Raw genomic sequence first — 19733 nt, 5'->3', positions numbered from 1 at the left:
ATGCCCACGAGAGCGGCGACGGCCGGTGGCGCCGGTGCGGTCACCGGCGGGCGTCGGTGGTACGGGCGTGGTGCTGGCGGCGGCCGAGCCATCCGCGCGGGTGCCGGCGCGGCAACGACCGGGCCAGCCGGTCCTGCGCCGCGTCGGCCTGCAACTCGGCGGCGTGGCTGCGGTGGATGCTGAGGATGAGGTCTGCGTCGTTGCCGAACATCTCGGATCTCCCTGTCGTGCGGTGTCTCCCTGTCGAGATCGACTCTCCGCGCGAAGGTGCCCCCGGTGCATGGGTACGCCGCCTGATCTTCGCCCGCCCGGCCTCCTTACCGGCGGGCCGATCCGGGCCGCCGCGGCGGTAAGGTACTCAGCCCTCGGCGCAGGGGCGGCCACGGATCAACGGGGTGCGCGCCGACCACTAGACTCTGCGGTATGGCAAAGCCCCAGGAGAAGGTCTCGTTCGGCCAGCGGCTGAAGCAGATCGGGATGGTGTTCCGGTTCACCGCCAAGCAGGACAAGTGGTTCGCGCCGCTGACCGCGGCGGCGGTGCTGATCCCGCTCGCGCTCACCGTGGTCGCGGTGCTCGCCTGGGGTTGGCTCTGGTTGCCGATCGGCATCCTGCTCGCCCTGCTGGCCGTGCTGATCGTGCTCAACCTGCGCTCGAACAAGGCGATGATGAACGCCGCCGAGGGGCAGCCGGGCGCGGCGGCGCAGATCATGGAGAGCATGCGCGGCGACTGGCGGGTCACCCCGGCGGTCAGCTCCACCACCCAGATGGACATGGTGCACCTGGTGGTGGGCCGGCAGGGCGTGATCCTGCTGGCCGAGGGCAACCCGCAGCGCGTACGCGGCCTGCTCGGCCAGGAGAAGCGCCGCCTGGCGAAGGTGATCGGCACCGCTCCGCTGCACGACTACGTGATCGGGCAGGGCGAGGGTGAGCTGCCGGTCCGCAAGCTGCGGATGACGCTGATGCGGCTGCCCCGCGCCCTGTCCCCGAAGGACGTCAACGCCCTCGACAAGCGGCTCAAGGCGCTCACGGCGCGACCGCAGATGCCCAAGGGCGCGATCCCGAAGAACATGCGGCCGGCGCGTGGCGCGTTCCGGCAGACCCGGGGTCGCTGACTTCCGGCGTACGCGAGAAGGAGCCGCTCCCCGTGCGGGGCCGGCTCCTTCTTCGTGCGGGTCAGCGGCGCGGGGCGTCGGTGACGACCGACCCGGCGAGCCGGTCGTGCAGGCCGCGCCGGTGCTCGTCCATGAGCAGGGCCGGCACCACCAGGGCCAGCAGGAAGCCGCGCAGCAGTCCGCGCAGCACCCCGATCCGGCCGCCGTCGGCCCAGGAGACGCAGCGCAGCCGGGTCAGGTACATGCCGGGGGTCTGGGCGAACAGGCCGATGAAGAAGCCGTACTCCAGGATCAGCACCAGGACCGGCGGCCAGCCGTCGCGGACCGGGTCGGAGAAGGCCCGGGCGACCATCAGGCACAGCACCCAGTCGATGATCAGGGCGCCGAAGCGGCGGCCGAGGCTGGGCGGGGTGAAGGCGGGGTCGGTGGCGGGCGGCACCGGTGTGGCGGCGGTATCGGTCACAGCGGCCAGGGTAACGCCGCCTCGACCGTCGACGAAAATTCCGACATTCCGCACCAGAGAGCGCTAGGATGACGCTCCGCAAGCGACGTAACACGGCGGAAACAGACGAGACACGGCAGGGCAACCCCCCGGCCATAGCGTCGCCAGTAGTTAGCTACCGGAGTGGACCTGCCAGGAGGACGTGTGTTCGCCAATTCCGAGGAACTCCTGCGATACCTCGCCAACGAGGACGTGAAGTTCGTCGACGTACGTTTCTGTGACCTGCCCGGCGTGATGCAGCACTTCAACCTGCCGGTCGAGTCGTTCGACGACAGCGTGTTCACCGACGGCCTCGCCTTCGACGGCTCCTCGATCCGCGGGTTCCAGGCCATCCACGAGTCCGACATGCTGCTGCTGCCGGACGTCGCCACCGCGTTCATCGACCCGTTCCGGGCCCAGAAGACCCTCGCGCTGAACTTCTTCATCCACGACCCGTTCACCCGCGAGGCCTACTCCCGCGACCCGCGCAACGTGGCGAAGAAGGCCGAGGCCTACCTCGCCGCCAGCGGCATCGCGGACACCGCGTACTTCGGCGCGGAGGCGGAGTTCTACATCTTCGACTCGATCCGCCACGAGACCTCGGCGCACCAGTCGTTCTACTACATCGACTCGATCGAGGGCGCCTGGAACAGCGGCCGGATCGAGGAGGGCGGCAACCGGGGTTACAAGACCGCCTACAAGGGCGGCTACTTCCCGGTTCCCCCGGTGGACCACTACGCCGACCTGCGCGACCGGATCGTGCGGCGCCTCGTCGACGGCGGCTTCACCGTCGAGCGGTCGCACCACGAGGTGGGCACCGCCGGCCAGTCGGAGATCAACTACAAGTTCTCCACGCTGCTGCACGCCGCCGACCAGCTCCAGCTGTTCAAGTACATCGTCAAGAACGAGACCTGGGCCGCCGGCAAGACCGCCACGTTCATGCCCAAGCCGCTCTTCGGCGACAACGGCTCCGGCATGCACACCCACCAGAGCCTCTGGCGGGGCGGCGAGCCGCTGTTCTACGACGAGACCGGCTACGCCGGGCTGTCGGACACCGCCCGCTGGTACATCGGCGGTCTGCTGCACCACGCCCCCTCGCTGCTGGCCTTCACCAACCCGACGGTGAACTCCTACCGCCGTCTGGTGCCGGGCTTCGAGGCGCCGGTCAACCTGGTCTACTCGCAGCGCAACCGCTCCGCCTGCACCCGCATCCCGGTGACCGGCAGCAACCCCAAGGCCAAGCGCGTCGAGTTCCGCGTCCCGGACCCGTCCAGCAACCCGTACCTGGCGTTCTCGGCCATGATGATGGCCGGCCTGGACGGCATCAAGAACAAGATCGAGCCCCCGGCGCCGATCGACAAGGACCTCTACGACCTCCCGCCGGAGGAGTGGGGCGACGTCAAGCAGGTCCCGGGCTCGCTGCCGGAGGTGCTCAACGCGCTCGAGGCCGACCACGACTACCTGCTCGACGGCGGCGTGTTCACGCCGGACCTGATCTCCACCTGGGTCGACTGGAAGCGGGCCAACGAGGTCGACCCGGTGCGTCTGCGCCCGACCCCGCACGAGTTCGCGATGTACTTCGACTGCTGAGCACGCTCGTCAGCACCGGCCGGGCCGGCTCCGCGATGGCGGAGCCGGCCCGGCCGTTCATCAAGCACGGCGGCGCAGCGCGGCCCGGACGCCGGCCACCGCGACGACCACCACCAGCACCGTCATCAGCACCGCGCCCGGCGCCTTGCTGAACCGGGCCAGGTTGGATCCGTCCGGCAGGGTGAGCGCCGAGGCGACAGCGCAGGGCGCCACGAACCAGACCTGGCGGGCCAGCGGCACCGCCGCTACCGCGAGCACTGTCAGCGGCCAGATCGCGTACCAGGGGTGGAAGACCGGGGCGAGCAGCACCGTGGCGGCGAGCGCCAGCCCCGCGCCGAGCAGCGCCACCCGGTGCCGGGCCAGCGTCAGCCGGGCCACCCGCTGCCGGGCGTCGTTGAGCCGCCGCAGCGCCGTCCACGCCCGCCACCAGAGCGCCACCAGCAGTCCGGCCAGCAGCACCAGCGCGACCGCCCGGACCACAGGCACCGCCCGTGGCCGCTGCCCGGCCAGCTCCCCGGCGTAGTCGATGACGAAACCGACAGCCGTGGGCGGGGAGGTCCACTGCTGCGAGTCGCCGCTGTGGCCGAGCCCTCCCACCCAGCCCAGCCCGAGGCCGGTGGCGAGCGACACGACGAGCAGCGTGCCGAGCACCGACGCGGCCAGCTGCCCGCCGTCGCGCAGCAGCGCCCGCCAGGTGTAGCGGCCGTGCACGGCGGCGAGCGCCGCGAACGGCAGCGCCACGACCGCTACCGCCTTCACCGCCACGGCCAGGCCCAGCAGCACGCCGGCCACCAGCAACGCGCGTGGCCTGCCCGGCAGGCGGACCAGCACCAGCAGGCCGAGCAGCAGCAGCCCGAGCGCGAGCGCGTCGTTGTGCGCGCCCGCGACCAGGTGGATCCCGACGAGCGGGCACGCGAGCACCAGCCAGGCGGCCCGGCGGGTGGGCACCCCGGCGGCGCGGGCCAGGCCGGGCAGGCACAGCGCGGCCAGCAGCACCCCGGCCACCGCGACCAGCCGCAACGCCACTATCGTCCCGATCAGGCCGCCGCCGGCCAGCACGGCCAGCCCGGCCAGCAGCACGAAGAACGGCCCGTACGGCGCCGGGGTGTCCCGCCAGATCGGCGACACCGACCCGGTCCACGGGCAGCCGGCCGCGGCGACACCCACCCGGTACGGGCTGAGCCCCTGCGTCCACGTCCAGCCCTGGCAGGCGTACGAGTAGACGTCGCGGCTGCCCAGCGGCGGCGCGGCGAGCAGCGGCAGCGACCAGAGCCCGGCCGTCAGGTACGCCCACCGGCCGGACGGCGCGCCCCACCGCAGCGACCACCAGGCGCCGACCAGCAGCAGCGTCCCGGCCAGCCAGCAGCCGAGCGTCACCGGCCCGTGCGGTGCGGCCCAGATCGCGGCGAGCGTGCCGCGCGGGGGCGTGCCGGGCAGCGCGCCGCCGAGCCACCCGGCGACGGTGAGCAGCACCGCACCGGCGAAACCGGTGTATCGGGCGAGACCGGCGGCGACCGGCCGGACGGGTCCGTCGGGCTCGCTCACCGGCACACTCCTCAGTCCACGGGAACCGGCTGCCGACCCTTGCGAGCCGACCGTACCAACCACACGACCACCCCGATCACGAACAGGGTCATCAGCGGCGCACCGGGCATCTTGGAGTACCGGGCCAGACCGGTGCCGTCGGTCAGCACCAGGAACGACGACACCACAGTCACGATCGAGAACCACAGCGTGCGGTGCGCGGTGGCGGCGAGCACCGCCAGCGGCCACAGCCAGTACCAGGGGTGGAACAGCGGGGACAGCGCGACGGTGGCGGTCAGCGCCAGCCCGGCGTGCCAGAACGGCTCACCGCGACGCAGCGAGCGGAACCAGAGCCAGATCAGCACCCCGACCAGCACCACCATGCCGATCGCCCGGGTCACCGGCAGCGCGTCGACGTGCACCCCGAACGGCGCCAGCAGGTAGCCGACGGTCTGCCCCACCGCCGTCGGCGGCGAGGTCCAGGCCACCACCAGCCCGCCCTGTTCCAGGCCGCTGATGAACCCCAGCCCCAGGCCGGAGACGACGGTCACCCCGGCGAGCGCCGCGAGCGAACCGCCGACCACCCACCCGCCGTCGCGCACCAGCGTCCTGATCCGGTACGCCCCGACGATCGCGGCCAGCGCGGCGAACGGCATCACCACCAACGCGGTGACCTTGACGGCGGCGGCCAGTCCGAGCAGCGCCCCACCGGCGAGCAACGGTCCGGGCCGGCCCGGCCGGGCCGCGACCACCGCCAGCCCGGCCACGAGCAGGCCGATCATCAGCGCGTCGTTGTGCGCGCCGGAGACCAGGTGCACGGGCACCAGCGGGCTCGCCAGCGCCAGCCAGAGCGCGCGCCGCGGCGGCACCCCGCAGCGGCGGGCCAGCACCGGCAGCGCCCACGCGGTCAGCGCCACGCCGGCCACGGCGAGCACCCGGAACAGCGCGACGGCGGCGAGCAGCGAGCCGGTGGCCTCCACCACCGCGCCGGCGAGCAGCACGAACAGCGGCCCGTAGGGTGCCGGGGTGTCCCGCCAGATGTAGGAGATGGTGTCCAGCCAGGGACAGGGCAGCGCCGAGACGCCCTGCTCGTAGGGGTTGATCCCGGCCGAGAAGCTGGCGCCCTGGCACGCGTACGCGTACACGTCCCGGCTGCCCAGCGGCGGCGCGACAAGCATCGGCAGCAGCCAGAGCGCGACGGTGACCAGCACCCACCGGGACGACGGCACCCGGTCCCGCAGCGACCACCAGGCCCACGCCAGCAGCCCGGTGCCGACCAGCCACAACCCGATGATCAGCGGCCCGTTCGAGCCCTGCCAGATGCTGACCGGGGTGGGACGCAACTCGCCGTCGGGCAGGGCGCCGCCGAGGAACGCGGCCACGGCGAGCAGCACCGAGCCCGCCAGGCCGATCCAACGCGAGAGGTGGTGAGACACGCCCGACATGCTGCCAGTACGGTGGTTCGCGATCAGGAGGTGGGCATGCGGGGCGGTCGGGTGGTGGCGGTCTCCGCCGTGTCCGCGCTCGTCCTCGCCGTGCTCCAGCTCATCCTGCCGGCCACCGGCTCGGACCTGTCCGCGCAGGTCGCCCGCGCCGGCTTCTTCGCCGACCACGGTGCCGCCCTGGTCGACCTGCGCTGGTACGGCGGCGTGCACCCGTGGGGCTACAGCCTCGTCTCGCCGCCGCTGATGGCGCTGCTCGGGGTACGCCTCACCGGCGCGCTCGCCCTGCTCGCCTCCGCCACCGCGTTCGCCGCCCTGCTGGTGCGTACCGGGGTGCCCCGCCCGCTGCTGGGCAGCCTGGTCGGCGTGGTCACGATCGCCGGCAACCTGGTCTCCGGCCGGGTCACCTACGCCCTCGGCGTCGCGTTCGGCCTGGCCGCGCTGCTGGCGCTCACCATCCCCGCCCGCCGCACCCGCCTCGCCGCCGCCGCTGATCCCGCTGCCGAGCCGGCCGGTCCCAGCGGTGCCGCTGCCGAGCCAGTCATTCCCGGCGCTGCCGCTGCCGAGCCGGCCGGTCCCGGCGCTGCCGGTGGCGGCCGGAGCGTCTGGGCGGCCGTCGCCGCTGCCCTCGCCGCGCTGCTCGCCTCGGCGGCCAGCCCGGTGGCCGGACTGTTCGTCGGGCTCGCCGGTGTCGCGCTGCTGCTGACCCGGCGGTACGCCGGCGGCCTGCTGCTCGCCGTACCGGCCGCCGTACCGCTCGCCGTCACCGGGCTGCTGTTCGGCGAGGGCGGCTGGATGAACATCAGCACGGCCGACACAGTGCACGCCGTGGTGACGAGCCTGGTGGTGGCGGCCCTCGTGGCGTACCGGCCGGTGCGGGTGGGCGCGTTGCTGTCCGCGGCCGGAGTGCTGGCGTCGGCGCTGCTGCACACGCCGGTCGGGCTGAACGCCACCCGCCTGGTGGTGATGTTCGCGCTGCCGGTGCTGGCCGCCGCCGCGACGCCACCCGCATGGCTCACCGCGAACCGCCTCGGAGGCCGACTCGGCGCGGGCCGGGACGGCGCGGGCCCGGACAGCGAGGGCCGTCCCGACATCGGCCCGCGTGGCACGGGCCGACCCGGAGAGCGTCGACTCCGTCGGGTTCTCAGCGCGTTCGGGCTGGCCGCGCTGCTCGCGGTCGTCTGCTGGTGGCAGCCGCCGGTGGTCACCGCGGACCTGCGCAGCGCCGACGACCCGACGGCCGACCCGGCGTACTTCGCGCCGCTGCGCGCGGAACTGGACCGGCGCGGGCTCACCGGACGGGTGGAGGTGCCGCCGACCCGCAACTACTGGGAGGCGGCCCACATGGGGGACGTGCCGCTGGCCCGGGGCTGGCTACGCCAGGCCGACATCGACCGCAACCCGCTGTTCTTCACCACGGTGCCCGGGGCGTCCGGCACCGGCGTTCCGCTGACCCCTGTCACCTACCGGGACTGGCTGGCCGACAACGCGGTGCAGTACGTGGCGGTGCCCGACGCCGAGTTCTCCTGGGTGGGACGGTCGGAGGCGAAACTGGTGGAGCTGGGTCAGCCGTACCTGACCGAGGTCTGGTCGGACCGGCACTGGAAGCTGTACGCGGTGGCCGACCCCACCCCGCTGGTCGGCGCACCGGGTGAGCTGGTCCGCCAGGACGGCGCCTCGATCACGTTCCGCGCCCCCGCCGCCGGCCCGGTCCCGATCCGGGTACGCCACGACCGCTGGCTGACCGCCTCCAACGGAGCCACGGTCACCCCGAACGGCAAGTGGACCACGGTGACGGTCCCCCAAGCGGGCACCTACACCCTCACAAGCTGACCCAGACTAGAGATCTTGGTACAAAACGGCCCCCATAAGGGCCGTTCCCTTCCAAGATCTCCCGGCGGACCGCCTCGCTCCGTGACCACCCTCCCCTGTCCGTCGATCTTGAAGTTGCGGCCCCCAGGAAGCCGGATTCGTACCATTCGCCGGGGCGGAAAGTGCAAGATCGACGCCGAGGGAAGGTGGGGAGGGAGAGGGCGGGCCGGGGTCAGAGGGGGGACTCCAGGATTTGCTGGACGACTGTGCGGGAGTGGCGGCCGGTGCGCAGGTACTCGTCCAGGAACTCGCCCTGGTCCTCTCGCCCCAGCAGCCGCACCACGCCGGCCAGCTCCACCCCGTGCCGGGGCAACTGGTCCCCGGCCCGGCCGCGTACCAGCATCAGCGCGTCCCGTACCTCGGCGGCGAGCGTCCAGCCGGCGGCCAGCTCGGCGGCGTCGGTGGGATCGAGCAGGCCGGCGTCGCGGGCGGCGGCAAGGGCGTCGAGCGTACGGGTGCCGCGCAGCGCGGGCACCTGACCGGCGTACCGGAGCTGGAGCAACTGCACCGCCCACTCGACGTCGGCCAGCCCGCCCCGGCCCAGCTTGGTGTGGGTGGCCGGGTCGGCGCCGCGGGGCAGCCGCTCGGTCTCGACCCGCGCCTTGATCCGGCGGATCTCGATGACCTGCTCGCGGGTCAGCCCCTCGGCCGGGTAGCGCACCGGCTCGATCATCGCCTCGAACTCGGCACCCAGGTCGGCGTCACCGCAGACGTGCCGGGCGCGCAGCAGCGCCTGCGCCTCCCACACCCGGGACCAGCGCGCGTAGTACTGCGCGTACGCGGCCAGGCTGCGGACGAGCGGGCCCTGCCGGCCCTCCGGGCGCAGGTCGGCGTCGACACCGAGCGGCGGGTCGGGGGCGGGCGCGGACAGCAGCCGGCGCAGTTCCTCGGCGATGGCGTGCGCGGCGGCGCTCGCCGCGCTCTCCTCCACCCCGGGCGGCGGGTCGTAGACGAACAGCACGTCGGCGTCGGACAGGTAGTTCGACTCGTACCCGCCGAGCCGGCCCATGCCGATCACCGCGAAGCGCAGGCCGGGCGGTCCGGGGTGGACGGTACGGGCGGCTTGCAGCGCGGCGGCCAGCGTGGCGTCGGCGACGTGCGACAGCGCGGTGCCGACCGCCGTCACGTCCACCACTGTGGGGCGGCGTTCCCCGCCGCCGACCGGACGGGGGTTGAGCGGGGCGAGCGAACCGGCGCGGCTGAGCACGTCGGCGGCGGCGATCCGGACCAGCTCCCGGCGGCGCAGCGCGCGGACCGCCCGGATCGCCTCGACCGGGTCGTCGTGCCGGGCGGCGGCGGCGGCGAAGCCCTCGACGAGCGTCTCCCGTGGACGCGGGGTCAGTTCGCTGTCCTCGGCGAGCAGCCGCAGCGCCTCCGGTTCGCGGGCCAGCATGTCGGCCGCGTACCGGGAGGACGACAGCACCCGGGCCAGCCGGCGGGCCACCGGGCCGGAGTCGCGCAGCAGGCGCAGGTACCACGGAGTGCTGCCGAGCTTGTCGGACACCTGCCGGTAGTTGAGCAGACCGCGGTCCGGTTCGGGGGCGTCGGCGAACTCGTCGAGCAGCACCGGCAGCAGCGTGCGCTGGATGGCCGCGGTACGGCTGACCCCGCCGGTGAGCGCCTGGAGGTGCCGCAGGGCGCCGGCCGGGTCGGCGAAGCCGAGCACCTCCAGCCGGTGCCGGGCCGCCTCGGGCGTGAGGCGCAGCCCTTCGGCCGGCACCCGGGCCACGGATTCCAGCAGCGGCCGGTAGAGCAGTTTGGCGTGCAGCCGGCGTACCTCGGTGGCGTGGGTGACCCACTCGGCGCGGAACTCCTCGACGGCGCTGCGGCCCGGCCTGGCCACGTAGCCGAGCGCGGCGGCGAGCCAGCGCAGCGCGGCCGGTTCGGTCGGCACGGTGTGGGTACGGCGCAGGGCCTGGAGCTGGAGCCGGTGCTCGACGGCGCGCAGGAAGCGGTAGCCGCGCAGCAGCGCCTCCCCGTCGGCGCGGCCCACGTAGCCGCCCGCGACGAGCGCGCGCAGCGCCGGCACGGTGCCCGGTACCCGCAGCGACTCGTCGCCCCTGCCGTGCACGAGCTGGAGCAGCTGGACGGCGAACTCGATGTCGCGCAGCCCGCCCGGCCCGCGCTTGATCTCGCGTTCCAGCTCCTTCGGCGGCACGTTGTCGAGGATCTTGCGGCGCATGGACCGGACGTCCTCGACCGCCTCGGGGCGTTCGGCGGCGGTCCACACGAGCGGAGCCAGCGCGTCGGTCCACTCCTTTGCCAGCTCCAGGTCCCCGGCGGCCGGGCGGGCCTTGAGCAGCGCCTGGAACTCCCAGGTGCGGGCCCAGCGCTTGTAGTAGGCGAGGTGGCTGGCGAGCGTACGCACCAGCGGACCCCGGTTGCCCTCCGGCCGCAGCGCCGCGTCGACCGGCCAGGCCACCAGCCCGCAGACCTGGATGAGCCGGGTGGCGACCTGGGTCGCGGCGGGCAGATCGTCGTCGGCCGCGGCGACGAAGATGACGTCGACGTCGGAGACGTAGTTCAGCTCGTCGCCACCGCACTTGCCCATCGCCACCACGGCCAGCCGGGGGCGCGGCGTGCCGTCGGGCAGCTCGTCGGCGGCGATGTCGTAGGCGGCGGCCAGCGTCGCGTCGGCCAGCCCGGACAGCGCCGCCATGGTCTGCTCCAGGCCGCGCCCGCCGGTCAGGTCGGCCGCCGCGATGCGCAGCAGCGCAAGACGGTACGCCTGCCGCAGCAGCGGGACCGCGCCGGTCATCGTGGTGAGCCGGGCGGCGACGCCCAGGTCGAGCCGGCCGTCCGCGGCGGGGGCGAGCCCGTCCGGCTCGGTAGCCAGCACCGCCCACTGCCCGGGGTTGGCGACCAGATGGTCACCGAGCGCGGAGGAGGCGCCGAGCACCGCGATCAGCCGGCGGCGCAGCCCGGCGTCGGCGGCCAGGGCGTCGCGTATCGCCGCCTCGTCGCCGGAGCGCCGCTCGGACTCGACCAGCCGGTGCAACTGGCGCAGGGCCAGGTCCGGGTCGGCGGCGCGGGACAGCGCGGCGAGCAGTTCGGCGGCGCGCTCGTCGGCGGGTTCCTGGGTGTCGGGCCGCCACAGGGCGAGCCCGTCCGGGCCGAGCAGGTCCTCCGCCCGGCTGACCCCGTCACCCTCGGCGAATCCGTAGCGGGCCAGGCGCCCGCGGGCCGGCCGGGTCACCGTCAGGCCCCGAGCAGCGGCAGGCTGCGGCGCGGGTTGTCGTCGCCGAGTTCGCCGAGCGCGAGCGCGGCGAACCGGATCGCGAACGGCTGCCACGCCTCCTCGACGTCGGCCATCACCCGGTCGCAGGCGGCCACCACCAGCTCCGGGTCGTAGCCCAGCTCGGCCAGCACGGCCGAGTCGCGGGACCACTCGGCGATCATCGCGGTGTCGCACTCGATGTGGAACTGCAACCCCCAGGCCCGGTCGCCGAGGCGGAACGCCTGGTGCGGGTAGCGGGTGGACGCGGCGAGCAGCGTCGCGCCGTGCGGCAGCTCGGTGATCTCGTCGGCGTGCCACTGGAGCACGTCGGGCATCAACGGCACGTACCGGAACAGGGGATCGTCCTCGGCGGCGTCGCGCCGCCCGACGAGCGCCGGCCCGACCTCCGGGCCGGACGGGCTGCGCTCGACCCGGCCGGCGTGCGCGGTGGCGAGCAGTTGCGCGCCGAGGCAGACGGCGAGCGTGGGCACGCGCTGGCGGACGGCCTTGCGCAGCAGCCCTTCCAGCGCCGGGAACCAGGGCGCGCCGTGGGCGCCGTCGGGCCCCGGGTAGGCCTGCTGGTCGCCGCCGAGCACCACGAGCGCGGCGTATCCCTCCAGGTCGGCGGGGAGCGCGTCGCCGGCGTGCGGACGCAGCACACGCAGCTCAAGACCCCCTTCGGTGAGCCACTCCCCCAGGCGGCGGAGGTCGTCGGTCGGGTCGTTCTCGATCACCAGCGCGGTCGCCACGACGTCGAGGCTAGCCGGTGCGCACGACACCGGCCGGTCCGGCAGGCCCTAGGCTCGCGATCGTGCCTGACGACTGCGTGCGCCCACCGGCTCTGCGTCCCGGCGACGCGGTGATGCTGGTGTCCCCGTCCGGGCCGACCCGTCCCGAGCGGGTGGCCCGCGGCATCGAGCTGCTCACCGGCTGGGGGCTGCGGCCGGTGCCCGCGCCGAACGCGTACGCCCGGCGGGGTTATCTGGCCGGCGACGACGCGCTGCGGGCCGCGGACCTGAACGCGGCGTTCGCCGACCCGGAGATCCGCGGGGTGATCTGCACCCGGGGCGGTTACGGCGCGCAGCGGGTGGTCGACCTGATCGACATGGCGGCGGTACGCCGGGATCCGAAGGTGGTGGCCGGCTTCTCCGACATCACCGCGTTGCAGTTCGCGCTCTGGCGGGGCGCCCGGCTGGCCGGGGTGCACGGGCCGGGCGCGGCGTGGCGCGACGAGCGCACGCCGATCCGCTCGGCGGAGTCGCTGCACGCCGCGCTGACCAGCACCGAGCCGGTGACGGTGACGGCGGTCGAGGCGGAGGAGACGTACCCGGTGCGGGTGCCCGGGCGGGCCGAGGGCCGGCTGATCGGCGGCAACCTGTGCCTGATCACCGCGTCGATCGGCACGCCGGACATGCCGGACCTGACCGGGGCGGTCCTGCTGGTCGAGGAGGTGCAGGAGCCGCCGTACAAGATCGACCGGATGCTCACCCACCTGCGCCGCTGCGGCGCGCTGGACGGGATCGCCGGGGTGGCTGTGGGTCAGTTCACCGAGTGCGCGGACGGCTGGGACACCACAGTCGTGGACGTGCTCACCGACCGCCTGGGCGACCTGGGCGTGCCGGTCCTCGGCGGCCTGCCGATCGGCCACGGCCCCGGCCAGCTGACCGTCCCGGTGAACACCCCCGCGGTCCTGAACGCCACAGACGGCACCCTCACTGTGACGTCCGCCGTCCGCTGACGCCGAGGCCCGGCGATCATGAGGTTGGCGGCAGTTCAGAGATCCACAACTGCCGCCAACCTCATGATCAATGCTGACTCGGGGTGAGGTGGGCCACGGCGCCGATCTCCAGGGCGGCCCAGACGGTGGCGTCGGGGGTGACGGTCAGGCCGTGGGGTTCCGACGCGGGGGTGGGCAGATCGTGGCCGGTGATGTGGCCGTCGGGGTCGATGTGGCCGATGCGGTTGGCGCCCCACTCGGTGAACCAGCAGCCGCCGGCCGGGTCGGCGACGATCGCGTGCGGGCGGGCCGCCCGGTCCGGCAACGGGAACTCGTCGATCCGCCCGTCCGGCGTGATCCGCCCGATCTGCCCCGCGACGATCTCCACGAACCAGAGCGCGCCGTCGCCACCCCGGGTGATGCCGACCGGCCCGGCCGCCTCGGTGGGCAGCGGATGCACTGTGACCCTCCCGTCCAGGCCGACCCGGGCGATCGCGTCGGCCTGGTTGAGCGTGAGCCAGAGCGCGTCGTCCGGCCCGGCCGCGAGCATCGACGGGAAGCCCTTCGTCACCGGCAGCGGGAAGGAGGTCACCTCCCCGGCGGCGGTCACCCGGCCGGCCGTGTCGTCGTTCATGCCGGCGTACCAGAGCGCGCCGTCCGCGCCGACCGCCAGCCCGCAGGGGCCGCAGCCGGGCGGCAGCGCCACCGAGCCGGCCTCGCCGTCGACGGTGACCCGGCCCAGCCGGTCGTCGCCCGAGCGGGTGTACCAGAGTGCGCCGTCGGGGCCGCCGACGATGATCAGCGGACGGCTGCCGGGCGGGTCGTCGCGGTGGATCCGCACCTCACCGTCGAGGCCGAGCCGGGCGACGCCGCCGGAGCCGGCCAGCGTCAGCCAGAGCGCGCCGTCGGGCCCGACCGTGATCGAGTACGGCCCGGAGCCCGGCCCGGTGAGCGGGATCTCGCGGATGGCGGGCTGTGTCATCGAGTGGCCTTTCGTCGGGTTTCGCCCAGCCTCTCGGGCGCTCACCGCCCCCGGCAACACGAATAATTCGGGCCTTCCGGGCGAGATTGCCAGCTCGCTGACAGGTTCGCCACGGGTGGCCCTCAGTTCCGGCGACCACTGTCGGTGACGTCATCGCACCACCACCGAACAGGAGAATCGCATGATCCGCACGATGTCGAAGAAGCACCTGCTGGCCGGCCTGGCCGCTGCCGGCGTGCTCGGCGTCGGGATCGCCGCCCCGACGGTGGCGCTCGCCGACGACAAGAGCCCGAAGCCGTCCTCCAGCGCCAGCACCACCGACCAGGGTGACGACCGCCGCCAGAAGCACGCCGACCGGCAGGCCGAGTTCGCCGAGGCGCTCGCCAAGGAGCTGGGCGTCCCGGCCGACAAGGTCACCGCGGCGCTGGAGAAGCTGCACGAGCAGCGCCAGGGCGACCGCCCGGAGCGGCCGGAGCGGCCCTCGACCGAGGACCGGCAGGCCGCGCTGAAGGAGCGCCTGGACCAGGCCGTCACCGACGGCAAGCTCACCCAGGAGCAGGCCGACGCGGTGCTCAAGGCCGCCGAGGCGGGCGTGTTCCCGGGCCCGGGCAAGCGCGGCCACGACGGCATGCCCGGCCACCACGGCAAGGGCGGCGACAAGGGCGGCCCGGAGGGCAAGGCCGACAAGGGCGCCGAGGCCGAGCAGGAGGGCCAGGGCGGCAAATGACGTGGTGGCCCCGCCGCCCCTCACCGGCCGTTCCCTCCTCCTGGCCGGCGCCCGGCGGGGCCACCCACGCTCCCTCGGGCCGCGGCGGGGTGGTGGTGCACTCGCACCGCCACCCCGCCGCGCGCGTGTCAGCGCAGGTACGGCCCGTCCGCGCCGATCTTGCCCGGCGCCGGGTTGCCGGGCAGGTTCAGCACGTAGACCCGGAGGTTGCCCTTGCCGCCGACCGCGGCGGTGAGCGTGCCGTCGGTGACCGTCTTCACGTCACCGGTGACCGCGTCCACGTACCGGCCGTTCGGCACCCCGCGGAAGGTGGCGCCGCCGGACACGGTGACCAGCGCGAAGCTGTCCACCGCGCCCTGGGTGAAGCGCCGCTTGTAGGCCATCGCGCCGCTCACGCCCTCGGTCGAGTACTGCCCCTTCTGCAAGGCCGGCACTGCCCGCCGGATCAGGTTGAGCCGTTGCACGTGCTTCACCAGCGGCTGGGCGAGCGTGGTGGCGACCGTCCCAGCGGCCGAGCCGACCACCCCGAAGTCGCTGGCCGTGACGGTGCCGGCCAGGTGGTCGCCGTAGTAGGCCCGGCCGGTCGTGTCGAGCGGGCAGCTCGGCCCGCAGTCGATCCGGGCGCCCTTGCGGAACTCGATCTCCGAGCCGTAGTAGAGCGTCGGGATGCCGCGGAACGTCCACATCAGGCTCATGTTCTCCGCCCAGGCGTCGGTGCCGCCGGTGTACCGGGTGGAGGACTTGTTCGGCCCGTAGTCGTGACTGTCGACGTAAACGACGTTGTACGTGGCGTCGTTGTAGCTGTCGTCGGAGTCCTTCCCGTTGCCGAACGCGTTGCCGGCGTCGGAGAAGTTCATGTGCATCCGCATGTCGATCACGTTCATGCCGGAGAACCGCGAGCGGTCCGGCGCGTGGTACGCGTTGCCGCGCAGGAACGCGTTGTCGGTGGTGGGCTGCCCGTTCGGGCCGATCAGCTGCTCGTGGTCGTACTGCTCGATCGCGGCGCGTACGTCGTCCGGGCTGTACTCCTTGCGCTCGGACCAGGTGAAGAACTGCGCGGAGTGGTTGACCGAGCCGCGGTTCCACTTGTCGTTGACGAACGCGGCGACCTCGCCGAAGACGTAGAAGTCCTTGCCCTTCTCGCCGAAGCGGGCGACCGCGTGCTCCTGGATGGCGGGCAGGAAGCGCCGGTTCCAGGTGACCCGGGGGATGTGCACGGCGGTGTCGATCCGGAAGCCGTCCACGCCCATGTCGATGAACCTGTTGTACGCGTCGATCAGGTACTGCTGCACGGCGGCGTTCTCGGTGTTGAAGTCGGCCAGGTCCTCGTGCAGCCAGCAGCTGCGCGAGTCCTCGCCCTCCCAGTTGCCGATCCAGCACTGGTGGTACTTGTCGGCGGGGAAGAGCTTGCTGGTCGGGACCGGCCACTGGCACTGGTAGAGCGTGTAGCCCTCGGGGCTGCGCCCGCCGGTCGGCGTACCCCAGTTCAGGCACTGGTTGCCGGCGGGCGCGGCGGACGACCACACGTCGCCGTTGTACGGCCGGCCCTTGGCCTTGGCGTTCTGCGCCGGGGTGAGCGCCGGGTCGTTCCCCGTCGCCTCGACCGTCGGGTCGTACTCCCGGCCGGCCTGCGGCTGGTCGTAGTACCACCTCCACTGGTCGTCGCGGGTGCCGTAGACGGTGGGCGTGAACAGGCCTTTCGCGCCCCACCGGGAGCTGTGGTTGTAGACCACGTCCTGGAAGATCTTGATGCCCTTGGCGTGCGCCGCGTTGATCAGGTCCTGGTAGGAGGCGCCGGCGCTCTCCAACCGCGGGTCCACCCGGTAGAAGTCCCAGCCGTGGTAACCGTGGTAGTCGTAGTCGGAGCGGTTGAGCACCACCGGGGTGATCCAGAGCGCCGAGAAGCCCAGCGCCTTGATGTAGTCGAGCTTGTCGACCAGGCCCTTGAAGTCGCCCCGGAACATCGGGTCGTCGTTCGCCGCGTTGCCGGAGGCGACGTGCTGGCTGCCGCCGCGGTTGTTCGCAGGATCACCGTCGGCGAACCGGGCGGTCATCACGAAGTAGATGGTGTCCTCGCGCGGGTCGCCGCCCAGCGGGACGCCGCCGGTCTGCGGGGCGCCGGTGGTCGCGGAGGCGGGCGCACTCGCCGCCGACCGGTTGCCGGCCGCGTCGAGGGCCCGCACGGTCCAGGTGTACGCGGTATCGGGCCGCAGGTCGTACGCGACGTGCCGGGTGGTGGTGCTGGTGACCGTGGTGCCGCCGGCTCCCCCGGTGCGGCTCACCTCGTACCCGGTGACGCCCCGGTCGTCGGTGGCGGCGGTCCAGGTCAGGGTGACCGCCAAGCCGTCGGCGACGGCGGTGAGGCCACCGGGCGTGGACGGCGGCGTGGTGTCCGGGGTGGCGGGCGCGCACGGGTCCGCGGCGGCGGCGGTGACCCGGCCGTTGTCGACGACGCTGCGCCCCGCGCCCAGGGTGTAGTCCGCGCCGCCGTTGTTGTCCCAGGCCCCGGCGGTGTTGTTGAACGCGGCGGTCAGGCCGGTGGCCGTGCCGAGGTCGACGACCCGGCGGGCCCAGCCGGCGCAGCGCGTCTCCATGGCGACGCCCGGGGCGGTGCTCCAGGCGCCGCCGGTGGGCCGGTAGTGCAGGTTCGCGGCGGTCCAGCCGCGCGGCGTGAGGTGGTACCAGACCTCGGCGGTGTTCCCGGCGGCGCCGGACGGCGTCGGGCTCGGCGCGACCGTGGCGGACGGGCTCGGCGTCGGGGATGCGGTGCCGCACGGGTCGCCCGTGCCGACCCGGCCGCCGGCGACTGTCACGGTGCCGGTGCCGAGGCGGTAGTTGGCGCCGTCGTTGTTGTCCCAGACGCCGCTGCCGTTTGTGAACACGACCTGGAGGCCGGCGGCGCCGCCCAGGTCGACGACCTTGCGGCGCCAGCCGGCGCAGGCACCGTCCATGGGCACACCGGGCACCGGCGTCCAGCCCTGCCCGTCCACGCCGTAGTGGATGTTGACGGACGTGCCCCAGGCGGCCGGTGGCTGGTAGTAGACGGTGACGGTGTTCGCCGCCGCGGCGGCGGTGTACGGCAGCAGCGCGGCGAGCATGCCGGCGGCGAGCGCGAGCGCTCCCCAGCGGCGGCGGTTGGTGGTGGTGCCCCTCATGGCGCTCTCCTGACACCCACGCCCGCACGACGGGCGCAAGGGGATGAAGGCGTTGCAAGAACTTGCGACGCGTGGTGCCAGGAAGTTATCAGCTTCGATCACCCGAAACCAGAGGTTCACAGTAGACACGGGCGCAACGGATTGCACCGCCCGCAACGACTTGCTCCCGGCCGGCGACCGGCCGGGCCGGGAGCAAGGGCGCGCGCTCAGCCCTCGGCGGGCGGGCTGAAGATGCCGAACAGGTTGCCCGACGGGTCACGCAGCATGGCACGCACCAGGCCGGCCGGCGTGGTCACCGGCGCCGTCAGCACGGTGCCACCGGCCTTCTCCGCCCGGCGGCAGGTCTCCGCGACGTCGGCCACCTGGGCGTAGAAGGTCGCGTAGTTGCCGTCGTCGGTGCCCCGGATCGCGCCGCCGATCCCCCGCTCACCGCCGGCCGTCGTCTGCCGGTACGACCCACCCGGGCCGCCCCGCTCGAAGCTCCAGCCGAACATCTCGGCGTAGAACCGCTGCGCCTCGTCGGGGCGGTCAGAGCCGATCTCGAACCAGGTCACGGGCGTACTGGACATGCTTCCTCCTGGGATTCGCGCCGGCGGTCGGCCGACGTCGTCAGGATTCAGCCTGAGGCCGGGCCACGACAGCGTCCTGTCGGTGTTTCCACCGGATCGGACCTGTCGGTGTTTCCACCGGATCAGACCAGGGTGAGCGGGCGCACCCGGTCGACCGGCACATCGAGATCGCCGGGACGCCACTCCCGGGTCACCGGCTCGGCCAGCGGACGCACCGACACGATCCGGTCGGTGCGGAAGCAGCGCACGCCGTCACGCAGCCGGCACCAGGCGACGAGGTACCAGTGCACGGAGTTGCCCAGGTAGGCCAACGGCTCCACGTCGCGCAGCGAATCCGTGCCGCCGCGGTCGGCGTACCGCAGGCGCAGCACCCGCCCGGCGGGGACCGCGTCGGCGACGGCGGCCGGGACGGGCGTGCCCGGCCCGTCGCCGACCAGGTGGACCCGGCCGGCGAGCCGGTGCGCCTCGGCCACCGCGGCGGGCGGCATCACCGCGACCAGCTTGCGCAGCGCGGCCCCGGCCGCCGGGGCGAACGGGGAACCACCGAGCCGGTGCAACGCGACAGCCATCGCCACCGCCTCGGCCGCTGTCAGGTTGACCGGCGGGAGCGTGCGCGCCCGGTCGACCACGTAGCCGCCGGTGCGGCCCGGCTCGGCCCAGATCGGCACCCCGGCGCCCTGCAACGCGGAGATGTCGCGCTCGACGGTGCGGGTGCTCACCTCGAAGCGGCGGGCCAGCCAGCTCGCGCTACGCGGGCGCGGCGAGACCGCCCGCAGCTCCTCGACCAGGGCGTAGAGGCGGTCGGTACGGTTCACCCCCGGACGCTAACCCGGGGGTACGACACCGCTCAGGCGATGCAGGCGCAGACGATCAGCGCGGCGCCGAAGTGGGTGGCGGCGCTGACCCGGGCCGCCGGGTGCGGCTCGTCGGCGGCGATGACGTCGCCCAGCCGGCCGGGGGTGAGCAGGTCCAGCACCAGGAACGCGAGCGCCATCACCAGCAGGCCGATCAGCCCGAAGACCACTGTGGACGCGATCCCCTTGGTGAACGAGCTGTAGCTGGTCAGGATGGCGGTGAAGACGATGCCGGCGATGCCGAGCTGGTTGGCGGCGAGCAGCAGCGCGGCGTTGCCGTTGCGGCGTACCCAGATCAGCTCCCGCAGCTTGCCCGGGGTGAGCAGGTCGACGAGCAGGAACCCGGCCGCCATCAGGGCGACCCCGACGATCCCGAACACGATGCTCTGCCACGCCCCGTCGAGCAGATCTCCCAGCACCAACGCCTCCCCGGCTCACGCCGCCCGGCGGGGGTGCCGGTGCGGTGCCGCAGACGATAGCGGCACCGCGC

At 73.7% G+C, this 19733-nt stretch carries 16 protein-coding genes; 5 read left to right on the top strand and 11 right to left on the bottom strand.

Annotated elements, in window-relative coordinates:
• Positions 1 to 40: 40 nt before the first annotated feature.
• Complete coding sequence (locus AB0C17_RS04555) at positions 41 to 211, bottom strand: hypothetical protein (protein WP_354869832.1); 171 nt, start codon at positions 209 to 211, stop codon at positions 41 to 43.
• A gap of 212 nt (positions 212 to 423) precedes the next feature.
• Between AB0C17_RS04555 and AB0C17_RS04550 the strand changes: the two genes are divergently transcribed.
• A complete protein-coding gene (locus AB0C17_RS04550) occupies positions 424 to 1113 on the top strand; it encodes a DUF4191 domain-containing protein (protein ID WP_357380540.1) in 690 nt (229 codons plus the stop codon).
• A 61-nt stretch (positions 1114 to 1174) separates the two neighbouring features.
• Here the strand turns inward: AB0C17_RS04550 and AB0C17_RS04545 are convergent, their stop codons facing one another.
• Positions 1175 to 1552, bottom strand: a complete 378-nt coding sequence (locus tag AB0C17_RS04545) for an RDD family protein (protein WP_354870294.1) — start codon at positions 1550 to 1552, stop codon at positions 1175 to 1177.
• A gap of 207 nt (positions 1553 to 1759) precedes the next feature.
• Between AB0C17_RS04545 and glnA the strand changes: the two genes are divergently transcribed.
• The gene (glnA, locus tag AB0C17_RS04540) at positions 1760 to 3184 is read left to right on the top strand and encodes a type I glutamate--ammonia ligase (RefSeq protein ID WP_013287749.1); all 1425 of its coding nucleotides are present in this window, start codon (positions 1760 to 1762) and stop codon (positions 3182 to 3184) included.
• 60 nt (positions 3185 to 3244) lie between these two features.
• Here glnA and mptB (AB0C17_RS04535) read toward each other — a convergent pair whose 3' ends face one another.
• Entirely contained in the window at positions 3245 to 4729 is a 1485-nt protein-coding gene (gene mptB / locus AB0C17_RS04535; RefSeq protein ID WP_357380538.1) for a polyprenol phosphomannose-dependent alpha 1,6 mannosyltransferase MptB, read from the bottom strand.
• A gap of 11 nt (positions 4730 to 4740) precedes the next feature.
• Positions 4741 to 6177 (bottom strand): polyprenol phosphomannose-dependent alpha 1,6 mannosyltransferase MptB, encoded by a 1437-nt coding sequence (mptB, locus tag AB0C17_RS04530; RefSeq protein WP_357381146.1) that lies wholly within the window; start codon positions 6175 to 6177, stop codon positions 4741 to 4743.
• A gap of 12 nt (positions 6178 to 6189) precedes the next feature.
• Between mptB (AB0C17_RS04530) and AB0C17_RS04525 the strand changes: the two genes are divergently transcribed.
• Positions 6190 to 7983, top strand: coding sequence for a hypothetical protein (locus AB0C17_RS04525; protein WP_357476596.1), 1794 nt, complete (start codon positions 6190 to 6192; stop codon positions 7981 to 7983).
• 211 nt (positions 7984 to 8194) lie between these two features.
• Here AB0C17_RS04525 and AB0C17_RS04520 read toward each other — a convergent pair whose 3' ends face one another.
• The gene (locus AB0C17_RS04520) at positions 8195 to 11218 is read right to left on the bottom strand and encodes a bifunctional [glutamine synthetase] adenylyltransferase/[glutamine synthetase]-adenylyl-L-tyrosine phosphorylase (RefSeq protein WP_357475091.1); all 3024 of its coding nucleotides are present in this window, start codon (positions 11216 to 11218) and stop codon (positions 8195 to 8197) included.
• A gap of 2 nt (positions 11219 to 11220) precedes the next feature.
• A complete protein-coding gene (locus AB0C17_RS04515; RefSeq protein ID WP_357380532.1) occupies positions 11221 to 11988 on the bottom strand; it encodes a type 1 glutamine amidotransferase in 768 nt (255 codons plus the stop codon).
• 59 nt (positions 11989 to 12047) lie between these two features.
• Here AB0C17_RS04515 and AB0C17_RS04510 point away from each other — a divergent pair, with 59 nt between their 5' ends.
• Entirely contained in the window at positions 12048 to 12977 is a 930-nt protein-coding gene (locus AB0C17_RS04510; protein ID WP_357381143.1) for an LD-carboxypeptidase, read from the top strand.
• A 67-nt stretch (positions 12978 to 13044) separates the two neighbouring features.
• Here the strand turns inward: AB0C17_RS04510 and AB0C17_RS04505 are convergent, their stop codons facing one another.
• The gene (locus AB0C17_RS04505; RefSeq protein ID WP_357380530.1) at positions 13045 to 13938 is read right to left on the bottom strand and encodes a virginiamycin B lyase; all 894 of its coding nucleotides are present in this window, start codon (positions 13936 to 13938) and stop codon (positions 13045 to 13047) included.
• 181 nt (positions 13939 to 14119) lie between these two features.
• Between AB0C17_RS04505 and AB0C17_RS04500 the strand changes: the two genes are divergently transcribed.
• The gene (locus AB0C17_RS04500) at positions 14120 to 14665 is read left to right on the top strand and encodes a hypothetical protein (RefSeq protein ID WP_357475094.1); all 546 of its coding nucleotides are present in this window, start codon (positions 14120 to 14122) and stop codon (positions 14663 to 14665) included.
• Positions 14666 to 14793: 128 nt separating this feature from the next.
• Here AB0C17_RS04500 and AB0C17_RS04495 read toward each other — a convergent pair whose 3' ends face one another.
• From AB0C17_RS04495 to AB0C17_RS04480, 4 genes are all read right to left on the bottom strand, one after another.
• On the bottom strand, positions 14794 to 17820 hold the full coding sequence (locus AB0C17_RS04495; RefSeq protein WP_357476593.1) for a carbohydrate binding domain-containing protein: 3027 nt from the start codon (positions 17818 to 17820) through the stop codon (positions 14794 to 14796).
• A 206-nt stretch (positions 17821 to 18026) separates the two neighbouring features.
• Entirely contained in the window at positions 18027 to 18389 is a 363-nt protein-coding gene (locus tag AB0C17_RS04490; RefSeq protein ID WP_357380524.1) for a VOC family protein, read from the bottom strand.
• Between the two features lie 122 nt (positions 18390 to 18511).
• On the bottom strand, positions 18512 to 19204 hold the full coding sequence (locus AB0C17_RS04485) for a WYL domain-containing protein (protein WP_357380522.1): 693 nt from the start codon (positions 19202 to 19204) through the stop codon (positions 18512 to 18514).
• A 32-nt stretch (positions 19205 to 19236) separates the two neighbouring features.
• Positions 19237 to 19662 carry a DUF350 domain-containing protein gene (locus AB0C17_RS04480; protein WP_357380520.1) on the bottom strand — a complete coding sequence of 142 codons (426 nt, stop codon included), beginning with the start codon at positions 19660 to 19662 and terminating at the stop codon, positions 19237 to 19239.
• Positions 19663 to 19733: the final 71 nt, after the last annotated feature.

Source organism: Micromonospora sp. NPDC048887 (assembly GCF_040649715.1).
In the GTDB taxonomy this organism is placed as follows: domain Bacteria; phylum Actinomycetota; class Actinomycetes; order Mycobacteriales; family Micromonosporaceae; genus Micromonospora.
Note: the sequence above shows the minus strand (reverse complement) of the source record. Positions and strands in the feature narration are given on the sequence as shown.

Excerpts from the sequence above, each read along its gene's own strand:
- AB0C17_RS04490 (WP_357380524.1), bottom strand. The coding sequence starts at position 18,389 with ATGTCCAGTACGCCCGTGACCTGGTTCGAGATCGGCTCTGACCGCCCC.
- AB0C17_RS04505 (WP_357380530.1), bottom strand. The coding sequence starts at position 13,938 with ATGACACAGCCCGCCATCCGCGAGATCCCGCTCACCGGGCCGGGCTCC.
- AB0C17_RS04500 (WP_357475094.1), top strand. The coding sequence starts at position 14,120 with ATGATCCGCACGATGTCGAAGAAGCACCTGCTGGCCGGCCTGGCCGCT.
- AB0C17_RS04525 (WP_357476596.1), top strand. The coding sequence starts at position 6,190 with ATGCGGGGCGGTCGGGTGGTGGCGGTCTCCGCCGTGTCCGCGCTCGTC.
- AB0C17_RS04550 (WP_357380540.1), top strand. The coding sequence starts at position 424 with ATGGCAAAGCCCCAGGAGAAGGTCTCGTTCGGCCAGCGGCTGAAGCAG.
- AB0C17_RS04555 (WP_354869832.1), bottom strand. The coding sequence starts at position 211 with ATGTTCGGCAACGACGCAGACCTCATCCTCAGCATCCACCGCAGCCAC.
- AB0C17_RS04495 (WP_357476593.1), bottom strand. The coding sequence starts at position 17,820 with ATGAGGGGCACCACCACCAACCGCCGCCGCTGGGGAGCGCTCGCGCTC.